Consider the following 13497-nt stretch of genomic DNA (forward strand, 5'->3'; position numbering starts at 1 on the left):
CCAATGTTTTATTAACATGGCAAAATGGATTACAATAGATTGAAAGCAGATTTGAAGGAGGCCTTTTTCAATGAACGAACAAGCATATTTTGAGCAAAACCGGGACAAACATCTGGCAGAACTGAACGAGTGGTTATCCATTCCGAGTATTTCCGCCATTTCTGAGCATAAAGAAGACATTCAACGTGCGGCACAATGGGCAGCGGATGCACTTACACGTGCGGGTATGGAAAATGTCGAGATTATCCAAACAGCTGGTCATCCCATTGTTTATGCAGACCACCTGCACGCACCGGGCAAACCAACAGCCCTGATCTATGGACACTATGATGTACAACCTGTTGATCCGCTAAATCTGTGGGAGACACCACCTTTCGAACCCACGATTCGTGGCGGGAAGCTGTATGCTCGGGGTGCAACGGATGATAAAGGACAAATTTTTATACATATCAAAGCCGTTGAAGCACTGATTGCCGAAAATAAAGAGTTGCCGATCAACATCAAATTCTGCATCGAAGGCGAAGAGGAAATCTCCAGCCCGAACCTGCCAATCTATCTCAACGATAATACGGACAAACTGAGAGCAGACATGGTGTTAATCTCGGATACATCTCTTTTGGAAAAAGGAAAACCTGCCATCTCCACGGGCCTGCGCGGCCTGTGCTCGATGCATGTGGATCTGTTCACCGCCAATACCGACCTGCACTCCGGTTCCTTCGGTGGCGGTGTACCGAATGCGCTTCATGCCCTCGTCTCCCTGCTGGCATCTTTGCACGATGAGCAAGGCCGCGTGAGCGTGGATGGATTCTATGACGGCGTTCTACCGTTGTCTCCTGAGATGAGAGAAGAATTCGTGAAGCAAGGCTTCAATGAAGAACAGCTTCGTCAAGATCTCGGACTGGAGCAATTGTATGGTGAGGAAGGGTATTCCTTTGTAGAACGTGTCGGCGCGCGCCCAACACTCGAATTGAATGGTGTATGGGGCGGTTTCCAGGGCGAAGGCAGCAAAACGGTCATTCCAAAGGAAGCTCACGCTAAAATCACTTGTCGTCTTGTCGCTGACCAAGATCCGCAACATGTGCTTGATTCGATTGAAGCTCACCTGCGTGCTCATGTACAACCAGGGGCGACATTGCAGATCAAACAGATTGAGAAGGCTTTTGCGTTCAATACCGATCCGACCGATCCTATCCTGCAAAAAGCCGCTGACGCTTACGAAAAAGTATATGGCGTGCGTGCTCTCTTCACCAAAGATGGCGGCTCCATTCCAATCGTTGAGAAGCTTTCCCGCGTGCTTGGCGTGCCTGCCGTGATGATGGGCTTTGGTCTGCCAGACGAAAATCTGCATGCACCAAACGAGCACTTTAACCTGGAGAACTTTGATAAAGGGTTGCTGACGGTCGTGGAGTTTATTAAAAGCTTATAATCGTTAAAAAACACGCTTACACGGAGGTCACTTCGCAGGGAGAATAAGCTTTCGATCGCTGTTATTCCCAGATTTCTTTGATCCCTTTTCTAAAGGGAGAAATCCGGGAATAAAGGCGAGCGCTTCGCTTCTACAGCTTTTTTCTCCCCACTCCGTTTAACGTGTAAATTTTTATTTAACCCCTATAGAGGATAATCTATAAGAGAGGTGGTTCGCTTCTTCAGAATCGATTTCGCCCCCTCCACTACGTTATGCGCGTTCCTATAAGTCGTTTTAAAAACGTAATCTAGCTTTTTCGGGGATGAGCACAATAACATAGGGCGCGCTTGTGGAGGCGCTCCGGTGGCGAATCGTTCTTTCGATCGCTGTTATTCCCAGATTTCTTTATTTCCCTTTCCGAAGGGAGAAATCCGGCAATAAGCGTATGCTTCCGATGTAGCTTTCTTGCAGAAAGCTTTTAGGCGAGCGCTTCGCTTCTTCAGAATCGATTTCGCCCCCTCCACTACGTTATGCGCGTTCCTATAAGTCATTTTAAAAACGTAATCTAGCTTTTTCGGGGATGCGCAAAATAACACAGGGCGCGCTTGTGGAGACGTTCCGGTGGCGAACCGTTCTTTCGATAGCTGTTATTCTCGCTTCAATAATGTAATAACGTAAAAACGATGGCCTAAACGGTCATCGTTTTTTTATTTTCTGTATTTTGCAGTGATCATTGCAATACCATATTTAGGTAAAATGTGGTAGCCTTCTTATGTACGTTTTCATTAGTACACTCGTGTCGTATGATGACCACAATCTGAATGATGAGGTGAACGGTAATGTCTGCTTCCCATTTGACCAAAACCGCGCTGGCTCATTCGCTTAAATGCCTGATGGAACACACGCCGCTCAATAAAATTACAGTGAAACATCTGGTAGATGGCTGCGGTGTAAACCGGCAAACGTTTTATTATCATTTTCAGGATATCTACGCCCTGCTTGGGTGGATTTACGAAACGGAAGCGGTGGAAAGTATCCATGAATACCGTAGTTATGATACGTGGACAGAAGGGTTCTACAAAATTTTCTGTTACATCGAAAATAATAAAGCCTTTTGCTGCAATACCCTTGAATCCCTTGGACGTTCTCATCTGGATGGTTATCTCTATCAAGTGACGCATGATCTGATTATGGGTGTCATTGATGAGCTCGCTTGCGGAGTCAAGGTTCGCGGTGAGGATAAAGAGTTTATTGCTAATTTCTATACACTGGCTTTCACGGGTCTCATTATCCAATGGATGCGGAATGACATGAAAGAACCACCCAAACACTTCATCGACAAGTTGAGTGAACTGATTGAAGGAAATGTAGTCAGAGCACTACATAAGTATGAGCATAAGTATCAGCACTGATTAAAGGATAAAGAACTAATAGGAGTGTAGATAAGGCACGTAACAAGCGGCCATCCCGTTAAGGATGTGCGGCTTGTTTTTCTATGATCGTAGTTCGAATCAAGCCATCGCTCGATATTCAAACCTAAAACTAGACATTTTTCCAAAAGTGACTAAAAAACAGACAGCTATCTTCTTTTGATCATACCTTCTTTCCCGGTGCAGGTTTACATTGGAAATGTGAAGAATACACCATCTTTTGGAGGCGATTGATCGTGAAAAAAGAACATGGCTCTAAACAGGTTTATTTTGTCGGCGGCGGTATTGCTTCTCTCGCGGGAGCAGCCTATTTAGTCAGAGACTGTGATTTCCCCGGCGAAAACATTCACATCATTGAGGAGATGCCGATTCTCGGGGGCAGCAATGACGGTGCAGGTAATCCGGAACAAGGTTACGTCATTCGCGGTGGACGGATGCTCAACGATGAGGCATATGAAAATCTATGGGAACTTTTGGCGACCATCCCTTCTATCGAACGTCCGGATATGTCGGTCAGAGAAGAAATTACGGCCTTTGATAACGCTAACCCCACACATTCCAATGCACGGTTAATTAACCGTGATGGTCAGGTTGAAGACGTGTTGTCCATGGGATTCGATATGGTCGATCGGCTGGCGATGGGCAAACTCATCATTACTCCTGAAGACACGCTGGGTAAATTGCGGATCAACGACTGGTTTGCACCCCACTTTTTCCAAACGAACTTCTGGTACATGTGGGCAACGACGTTTGCCTTTCAGCCTTGGCACAGTGCGGTGGAGTTCAAACGATATATGCTTCGCTTTTTTCATGAATTTCCACGAATTCAAACGCTCGAAGGGGTTACACGTACCCCCTACAACCAATATGACTCCATTATTCTGCCGTTGCATCGATATTTGGAGCCGTACGGCGTAGATTTCACGCTAAAATGCACCGTTACGGATTTGGACTTCAAAGAGGGCAACGGAATCACGGTCACAGGTATGCATGTGCGGCGGAATGGTATCGAGGAAATGATCGACATTCATGAGGATGACCTGGTCATTGTTACGAACGGCTCGATGACGGAAGGTGCTGACCTTGGTTCGATGACTTCCGCTCCCAAACTGAATGGCAAGGGTAGCTCTTGGAAGCTGTGGGAGAACATTGCGGCGAAAAAACCGATGCTAGGCAACCCTTCTTCGTTCGATGATCACGTCGATGAGTCCAAATGGGAATCATTTACCGTCACTTTCCAGGATTCCGTTTTCTTTGATCTGATGGAAAAATTCACACGCAACCGCGCGGGTACTGGAGCCCTTGTTACATTCAAAGATTCGAGCTGGTTCATGTCAGTCGTGTTGGCCTTCCAGCCGCATTTCCGGAATCAGCCTGACCATGTCAAAGTCTTCTGGGGCTATGGGTTATACCCTGATAACGTAGGGGATTTTGTGAAAAAAAGAATGTGTGATTGTACCGGTGAAGAGATTATGCAAGAATTGATCGGCCATCTTCATTTTCAGGAGCACCAAGAAGAGATCATGGCTACAGCCAACTGTATCCCTTGTATGATGCCGTATATCACCGCACAATTCATGCCAAGGCTGAACAGTGACCGCCCTCAAGTCGTGCCGGAAGGTTCAACGAATCTGGCATTTATCAGTCAATTTTGCGAGATTCCTGATGATGTCGTGTTCACGGAGGAATATTCGGTACGCGCGGCACGCATCGCCGTCTACACCTTACTTGGCATCAACCGTCCGGTTGAGCCGATCCATCAATATCAATACGACGTGCGGACGCTGTTCAGCAGTTTCGTGACTTCGTTTCGATAAGAACAATAAAAAATGTTAAGTAAGATGAAGTTCAACTCCTATAAAATAATTATACACAATAAAGCAGTCGGTCCAAATTGGATCGACTGCTTTAGATGGGTACTACATTTTACTTATCTAATATGCCTAGTGTATTTAGGTTCGAAATGTCGCAAATTGTAGTAAATGCACAAGCCGCATCAATTGTGTGATTTCTTGCTGTGTCTCCGGCTTATTAATTCCACTCATCGCTTGATTAGCCTTAAGTGTTCGTCGAGTATTCAGCATTCCATTAATGAGCTTAATCACTGTGTTTCGCCCACGATAATCTACAATTAGATACTTTTTGCTCGAATCCACCTCAACCCACATGACATTCTGGAAAATCGGAAACAATTGTTTGCGATACCGCTCCATATCATGCTCACTATAATGCTCGCCATAGAAAGCCTTATATCCATGCACATGTAGATTCTCTGCCAGTTCGGCAATAAATGGATCGTCTCCGAACCTAGCGTTCCAATCCATCATCCCACACCCTTCAATGCGTGTACTAGTTCCATAAATCATCCAGTTCTTCTGTTGAAATTGTATTCACGGTACTACTGTATTGTTTTAACCTTTGATTAGGATTCGCCATAATTGATTCCATAATCCGAATATATTTATCAGAGAACAAACAGATCGTTTCTTTATCGTACAAATCAGTATTATACTCTAATGCTATAAGCATGCTGTTAGATTGTTCAATTATATTAATACTCAGATCAAACTTGGACGTACCTGCATCTAAATGCTGAGGTGTGCATTCCAAGTGAGGGAGATTTAGCATTAATTCTTTACTTGTTTCAAACATCATCTGAAAGAAAGGAGAGTAGGCTGTATCTCTTTTTTCTAATAACATTTCGGTTAATTGTTCAAATGAAACATCCGCATAATCATACGCTTCTAATGTTCTTCCTTGAATACGTCTAAGGAGTTGCATAAAAGATGGATTCGAAGATAGCTCCATTTTAATGACAATTGTATTGACGAAAAATCCCACAATCCCCTCAACTTCTTTATCCGTCCGGTTAGCTATAGGAGTACCTATACAAATCTCTTCTTGCTCTGTGATTGTATACATCAACACACCAAAGGCAGATAAAGTCGTTGTAAATAAACTGACACCTTGTGATCGGCTGAAATGAATGAGTTCATTGTACAATTGGTTCGAAACTGAAATATAATACGTAGCTCCCTGGGTGGATAACTTATCCGGTCTCGCATGATCTGTAGGTAATGTCACATTAGCGTTACTGCCCTCTAATGTATCTTTCCAATATCTCAGTTGTTCTTTGGCATATTGGTTATTTAACTTATACTGCTCTAACTTTACAAATTCCTCGTATTGAGGAGGTTCCAGGAGACACTCCCGTTGTTCACCATTAAACTGCTCGCCATAATAATACTCAATTTCTTTAAAAATGATACGGAGTGACCAGGCATCCACAGCAATATGATGAAAGTTTAACATAAACAGAAATTCAGAATCTTGGGTCTGAATCATGTAGGCACGAACTAAAGAATCTTCTTTCAAATGAAATGGAACTTTGGCTTCATTTTTCAAGTAATCTAAACCACACTGTATACTATTTGTTCTGTTGCGCATATCCAATACAATGATCGATAAATCGATGTCTTCTTGCACAGTTTGCACAGGTTCGCCATGCACTTCTTCATACCTTGTACGTAAAATTTCATGACGTTTCACAATTTTCTTTAGACTTCTTGCCATAATATCCATCTGAAAATTGCCTTCGATCCGAATTACCTTAGGGACATTGTACAATGCTGTGTTGCCTTCCAATTGATCCAGAAACCATAGTCTTTGTTGAGCAGAGGATAGTTTTCCATTTGTCTGAACTTTCTCAAGTTGCTCTTGAGATGCAGAAATGGTAGGTGCCTCCGTACTCACAACCTTCTTCGTCAAATCAAATATAGTAGCATATTCAAAAATAAAAGACAGTGGAATATTTTTTCTCCACTCCTTCCTAATGCTTGATATGACTTGTGTAGCTAACAGAGAATGTCCACCCAACACAAAAAAGTTGTCATAGAGTCCGATTTCAGCAGGCTGTAATTGAAGAATTTCAGCCCATATTTTTCTGATTTTTTGTTCATCTTCTGTGAACTTATCCTTCTGTCTCTGTGGCTTAAGCTCTTTGATACCTGGAGCCTTAGCTAGAGCAAATGTATCTATCTTGCCATTCATGTTGAGAGGAATAGCATCCAAAACATAAAATTTAGCAGGCACCATGTAATTAGGCAGATGCAGCAATCCATAATCCCTTAATTCAACCAATTGCAAAAATTTAGGATGGTCAGAGACAACGTAAGCAACTAATTCATGGGTCTGATGGTTCTCGATCTGTACAACAATTGAACGGACATGTTGATGCTTTTTATAAACCGATACAATTTCAGGTATTTCAATGCGATAGCCTCTAATTTTCACCTGATCATCCTGTCGTCCTAAATACTCCACTGAAGAATCCGGGAGCTGCCTGATCCAATCTCCTGTACGGTATAACCTCTTACTATTATGAAGATGATGCTGGAATGTCACATAACTCTTAGCTGTCATTTCATCTTGATTTCTATATCCGCGAGACAGAGAAGGTCCTCCTACGTATAGTTCGCCCCTAACGCCTCTCGGCACAGGTTGAAACGCTTCGTCTAATATATAGAATTCAGTGTTAGCTATGGGATAACCCAAAGGAACGGCAGAAGAGTATCTAGGCATATTTTTCTTCAATGTATGCGTAGCCACCCCAATTGTCGTTTCTGTTGGACCATAATGGTTAATGACCTCACATTCCGGTTGTAAGCTCCATATGATGTCCACTTGCTCCCATAATAATGCTTCTCCCCCTAAGACGATGCGCCGCTTAGGCAGAATATCTTTGGGTTCAGTAGCGGACAATAGAAAATTCAAATGTGAAGGAACGATTTTCAAACAATCTACTGGATTGTTACGAAAATAGGTGGCGAATTGCTCAGGGTCTGACACTCTTTCTTTGCTTATGACATGTAGCACACCCCCACTAATTAAAGAATGAAAAATCATCGTATTCCCTAAATCAGCAGCAAGAGTAGATACTGTGGCATAACTAGAACCCACCTCTAAACGAATGGATTTTTGCGTACCGGATAAGTAATTCATAAGATTTCGATGTTCCACCATAACTCCTTTAGGGTACCCTGTGGAGCCTGAAGTATATATCAAATAAACTAGATCTGTCCCCTCAACATGACACGCTGGATTTATTGTAGGCTGACGACCCAATTGAGATTGAGTCCGCTCGCTCTCCAAATCTATTGTTCGGATAGTGTCGTTTATCGAGAGAAATGCATCTGAGAATCCACTAGTAAACACAAATTCGACTTCCGAGTCTTGAAGTTGATATTGCAATCTTTGCTTAGGAATCGCCGGATCCAGCGGCAGATAAGCTACCCCTGCCTTTAAAACTCCTAGCAATACAGTAATCATATCGATCGATCTTTCTATACAAATACCTACAATGTCTATCTTTTTGCTTGCCTGTTCCTCTATTAAAAAGTGTGCGATTTGATTGGCACGTTGGTTTAATTGTTCATACGTTATCTCTTCCAATTCATAAGTTACTGCGATATGTTGAGGGGTTTCACGAACCTGTTTTTCAAATAGATCTATAACATGCGCTCCTGCCAAGTGCGCACCTTCAACATTAGCTTGAATGGCGATTGTTTTTAACTCATCAGGATCAAGAAGTTGTAGCTGACTAATCTGAATCTCAGGGTTTTCAACGGCATTTACGATTAATTTCTGAAAATGTTTGCTGAATTGGCCTATCCACTCTTTGCTAAATAAGTCTGTCCGATAATTGATTTGTCCATATAAACTTTCATGACTGATCTTCATATTTAAACTAATATCAAACTTGGAGGTACTTATCCCGACTGATTTTTCTTGAATGTCTATCCCTTCCATGGATAGCCTAATTTCTGGGGCAACTTGAAACATGGCTTGGATTAAAGAATGATCCCCTCTGGAATGATCTTGTTTCAGAACTTCCACTAACTTATCCAATGGAACTTGATGTTCAAAAGCTTCCAATACCGTTTGACGTACATCCTGTAGAAGCCGCTTAAATGTCAGATCTCCCCCTACATCAGCAGAAATAATAACCGTATTCACAAAAAAACCTATAACATGTTCGGTTTCAATTCGATTTCGGTTACTAACAGGTGATCCAATTAGAAACTTAGATTGACCAGAATATTTATAGCACAAAATTTGAAATAACGTGAGTAAAACCATGTACATTGTGCTGTTATTTTCTTCGCCAAGGTTCAGGAGTCTTGCTGTTATATTTTTAGGTATAACAAAGTTAAATACATCTCCCTTATGTGATGCTTTCTTAACAAGCTTACGATCAGAAGGTAAAGCAAGAGCTGACCAATCCCGATTCAGCTTTTTCTTCCAATACTCCAAATGCTCATTCATTTGTTTAGATTGCATCGGCAACTGTTCCCAGAGTGCATAATCTCCGTATTGAATAGTAAGTGGAGTCATTTCATTCTTCCTATTAAACACTTTATTTTCATAAAACATGGAGAATTCTTTCATAAATAACTCAATAGACCAGTCGTCACTAATGATATGATGGAACACAAGGCCCATTATATATTTATTTCTGTCTAGACGAATTAATGAAACATGAAACAAAGGCGGATGATCCAATATAAACTCCATACAGATCAGCTCTTGAAAAAGAGTATCGGTTTGAGTAACCTTTTGCTGCTCTGAAAGCCTAATAAAATCATGGTACTTATACGAAATTTCAGCTTCAAGAACTTGAACCTCCGAGAATCCTCCATTATAACTAAAAGCGGAACGGAGAACTTCATGTCTTTTCACAATTTCAAGTATGCTTTCTTCAAAAATAAGCGGATTCAGCTCACCCCTCAGCTCCATAAAAAAAGGCACATTATAAACGTATCTCTCTTCAAGTAGTTGATCCAAAAAGAGCACCCTATCTTGTGCAAAGGACGGCTTTGTTCTTTCTCCCTTTGAAGTTGTCTCAATTGCAGGTTCGACCAATGGTTTCATACCTAAAGTATGGATAAAATGAGCAAGCTCATCGATGGTTGGCCCATTGAAGATTACACTCAAGGACAAATCACCTTGAATGATTCTATTGATACGCACCATCATTTTAGTTGCCGCTAAAGAGTGACCCCCTAGTTCAAAAAAATTATCATACACTCCGACGGATTGAAGATTGAGAGTTTCTTTCCAGATATCTGCCAGCATTTGTTCAACGGTATTTCTAGGCATTATTTTATTATCTGAATCTTCTATCTGAACTTCTTGTAACATTAGCAATTTTCGATCTATCTTCCCGTTAGGTGTTAACGGTAATTTCTCGATTTCCCTATACAATACAGGCACCATGTATTCAGGAAGTGTTTGTTGCAGATATTGCCGTATTGCCTGATGGCCAGGCCAAGATATGTCCGGCTGGAGTACAAGGTACGCAGCTAGTTGCGCTTCTTCACCAACTTGCACCGAGACCACAACCGCATTTTCAATGGCTTCATGTTGCAGCAGTTGGTGTTCAATTTCAGATAATTCAATTCGGTAACCTCTAATTTTTACTTGCTGATCTATCCGCCCCAAACATTCCAAAATACCTTCCGTATTGTACCTGGCCAAGTCGCCCGTTCCATACATCTTGCCCTTTCCCGTAAACACATTGTCTACAAATTTCTCTTCCGTTAGTTCTTCCCGGTTCCAGTATCCATTCGCTACACCTTCTCCGCCGATATAGAGCTCACCCGCTACACCAATCGGCACCGGTTCCCTAAAACGATCCAGTACATACATCTGGGTATTGGCAATCGGGCGCCCAATAGGAATCATTCCTTCCTGTTCTCGGACATGGTGAATTGCCGACCAAATGGTTGTCTCGGTAGGCCCGTACATATTCCAAAGCTCCTTGCTTCGGGCCTGTAATTGACCAGCCAACTCTCTCGACCAGCTCTCCCCGCCGCACAGAATCTTTAATTCCGGGCTTCCTTCCCATCCAGATGCAAGTAACAACTGCCATGTGGACGGCGTAGCCTGCATCATCGTGGGTTCTTTTTCTTGGATCAGACGTGATAACGAGATGCCATCCGTTGCCGTCTCTCGGTCAACCAAGAGGACTCTCGCACCTGTCGTGAGAGGAAGAAACAGCTCCAATATACTGATGTCAAACGAAATCGATGTTACGGACAGTAACCGATCTTCCTTACTCATCCCCGGCTCTTCGGACATACTTGTTAAAAAATTGCTCAATGCTTGATGTGAAATCTCCACACCCTTAGGTTTCCCTGTCGAACCTGATGTGTACAAAATATAGGCTAATCCTTCTGGCTCAGATCGATCCACGACGGCACTCTCTTCGGTCGTAGCGAATGATGCCAACCGGGTCTGTACATTCAAGGTTGAAATGCCATGGGATTCCCACGTTGCGGATGTTGTATTATCAACAAGTAACAACTGGGCGTCTGAATCGGCCAACATATACGCTAAACGCTCTTGCGGGAAATATGGATCTAGAGGCACATAGGCAGCGCCGGTTTTCCAGATAGCCAGAAGGGACACAACCAGATTAGCAGAATTCCGCATACTGACAGCTACCTTTGACCCTCGGTTCATACCTTTGGCACACAGAGCAGATGCACACTGATCGACTTTTTGGGCAAGTTCCTGATAACTAAACTGCTCCTGATGATGCTCTACCGCAATGCGGCTTGGATATTGCTCAACCATCTCTTCAAAACGCCGGATTGCCGTATATCTGCCTGAATTTTTTCTCTCAGTTTGATTCCACTCGATCAACTGTCGATTGCATTCGTTCTCATCTAATATACTGACTCTCCCAAAAGGCTTATGTATATTACCAATCAGGTTTATTAATAATCTCTCAAAATGAGATAACATCTGGTTAATAAAATCCAAGCTCTGTTTCGTTTGTTTACCACACAAAAGAGAGCAGTTTAGATTCATCCCCTGAAATCTGTAAATCATCACCATATCATAAGAGATCCTGGGGGCCAAAAACCACTCCATATTCTCCTCAAATTCTCTCTCCTCAAATAAGAAATTGTTATGGTTCTGTATATTTAATTGTGAAAATTCTACTGTTTGTCGATATACATTTCCATCTAAAAACCCTTTTATGATGTCAATGAAAGAATCACTGTCAGCATAATCAATACATACTGACTCCAGTTTCCTTCCACTCAAAGTATAGACTGGGTTTTCTCGATTAAAATTGTATTTTTGCAATAAGAAATAAAAGGTTAATTTCAAGATATCATGTTGCGTCACTTGTCCCTGTTGACAAATCAGACTTAATTCATCCAGTTCCTTGCTTGTTAAAACAATATGTCGGTTACTCGTAATAAAATTCTCATATTCATTGGCTTGATTTTCAAGTAAAGAAGTTTTGGAAGTATCCATATTTGCACCTCTCCATTCAATCACCCTCAAGTTTGATGAAATCTAAAACAGGTGTCTAGTAATTAATAATTTTCCTGTTTCTGCTCTATATTGGAGGAATCTCTAGATTTATTGGTGAGTACAGTCATTGTCGAGATTCCCCCAAGAAGCACGAGACCAACTCCAGCTCCTAAAAATACAAAGTTAGTCGAGAATGCAGCTGCCAATGATGCACCCAGTAATGGCGCGAGAAACGTAGATACATTCTGAAGTGCATTAGAACTCCCGGTAACCCGCCCAATTAAATGGGAAGGTGTTTCTGTCTGTAATATATATCCGAACGGTACAGTCGTGAATGCGGCACATACACCGGCACAAAATGCCATGGCACTCCAAACAAGAGTTGGAAGCTGAAAAGACAGCATACCGCCAATTCCAAGTATAGTAACTAGAATTCCTGAAATGAAGACAGCACTACTTATACTAGATAAGGGACTCTTCTTCCATCCCTCCCAACTCCCCCCGCCCAAAACACCTACGAGGCTCCCAAGACCAATTGCGCTGATAAGCATGCCATAAGCCTGCTCTGACAGATTTTGTTCCTTGGCCCACAATACAAACAGACCTTCAAAAAGAAATATCAAGAACAAGGAAACCGATACTAGAATCACTGCCATTAGAAGTGTAGATGTCGTTTTTAAATGTTTGATCCCACCTGTTAGTTCCTTCCAAAACTTCGGCTTATCAACAGATTGTGTTTGGTTCAAATCATTTGGAATAAACGAAAGTAACACTGAAGAGATGAGAAAGAGTACACCTTCAATTAAAAATATAAATGATGAGGAGGTCTGAGCAGCAATAACCCCACCAACAATAGGAGCAATAATTTTCATTAAATAAACAGAAGTTTGACTGAGTGAAATGGCTTGAGAAAGTTCTTGATGAGGGATAACACTTTTAATTGTTTTCATCCTTGCAGGTTCAAAAGCTGTAGCAACTGAATTCTTTAGAAAAACAAGCATTAACAATAACCAAAGCGAGGTCGTAAAAAATAAACAAAATACAATGATTGCCCGAAGTATATCTGATACAACAAGAGTTACTTTAGTAGGCAAACGATCTACCCATACACTAATCAACGGCCCAAGAAATATCCAGGGGACACCTGCGGCAATAACTTGAGCAGCCACCGCATCAGGACCAAGTTGCCATGTATACACTAGTAACGTGTATATGGCGATATAGTCAAGCCAATTGCCACAGTCAGATAACAATTGCCCTGAAAACAATAAAGAAAATCGCTTGTTTTTTAAAGGCTGTAAAAACTTAATTGTCCCCAAATTCATCGTCCTT

Annotated in this window: 6 protein-coding genes; 3 read left to right on the forward strand and 3 right to left on the reverse strand. The window is 42.0% G+C overall.

What is annotated here, in order from left to right; translation table 11 throughout:
* Positions 1 to 70: 70 nt before the first annotated feature.
* The 3 genes from MKY23_RS22425 (at position 71) to MKY23_RS22435 (ending at position 4652) form a co-directional block, all read left to right on the forward strand.
* A complete protein-coding gene (locus MKY23_RS22425) occupies positions 71 to 1426 on the forward strand; it encodes a dipeptidase (RefSeq protein ID WP_339832326.1) in 1356 nt (451 codons plus the stop codon).
* Positions 1427 to 2244: 818 nt separating this feature from the next.
* Positions 2245 to 2817 carry a TetR-like C-terminal domain-containing protein gene (locus MKY23_RS22430; protein WP_339832328.1) on the forward strand — a complete coding sequence of 191 codons (573 nt, stop codon included), beginning with the start codon at positions 2245 to 2247 and terminating at the stop codon, positions 2815 to 2817.
* 254 nt (positions 2818 to 3071) lie between these two features.
* Complete coding sequence (locus MKY23_RS22435; RefSeq protein WP_339832330.1) at positions 3072 to 4652, forward strand: oleate hydratase; 1581 nt, start codon at positions 3072 to 3074, stop codon at positions 4650 to 4652.
* Positions 4653 to 4787: 135 nt separating this feature from the next.
* Here the strand turns inward: MKY23_RS22435 and MKY23_RS22440 are convergent, their stop codons facing one another.
* From MKY23_RS22440 to MKY23_RS22450, 3 genes are all read right to left on the reverse strand, one after another.
* Complete coding sequence (locus MKY23_RS22440; RefSeq protein WP_154960705.1) at positions 4788 to 5162, reverse strand: hypothetical protein; 375 nt, start codon at positions 5160 to 5162, stop codon at positions 4788 to 4790.
* 22 nt (positions 5163 to 5184) lie between these two features.
* Positions 5185 to 12165, reverse strand: a complete 6981-nt coding sequence (locus tag MKY23_RS22445) for an amino acid adenylation domain-containing protein (protein ID WP_339832332.1) — start codon at positions 12163 to 12165, stop codon at positions 5185 to 5187.
* Between the two features lie 62 nt (positions 12166 to 12227).
* The gene (locus MKY23_RS22450) at positions 12228 to 13490 is read right to left on the reverse strand and encodes an MFS transporter (RefSeq protein ID WP_154960821.1); all 1263 of its coding nucleotides are present in this window, start codon (positions 13488 to 13490) and stop codon (positions 12228 to 12230) included.
* Between the last annotated feature and the right edge of the window lie 7 nt (positions 13491 to 13497).

The sequence above is a fragment of the Paenibacillus sp. FSL R7-0272 genome (assembly GCF_037969905.1).
Classification (GTDB): domain Bacteria; phylum Bacillota; class Bacilli; order Paenibacillales; family Paenibacillaceae; genus Paenibacillus; species Paenibacillus polysaccharolyticus.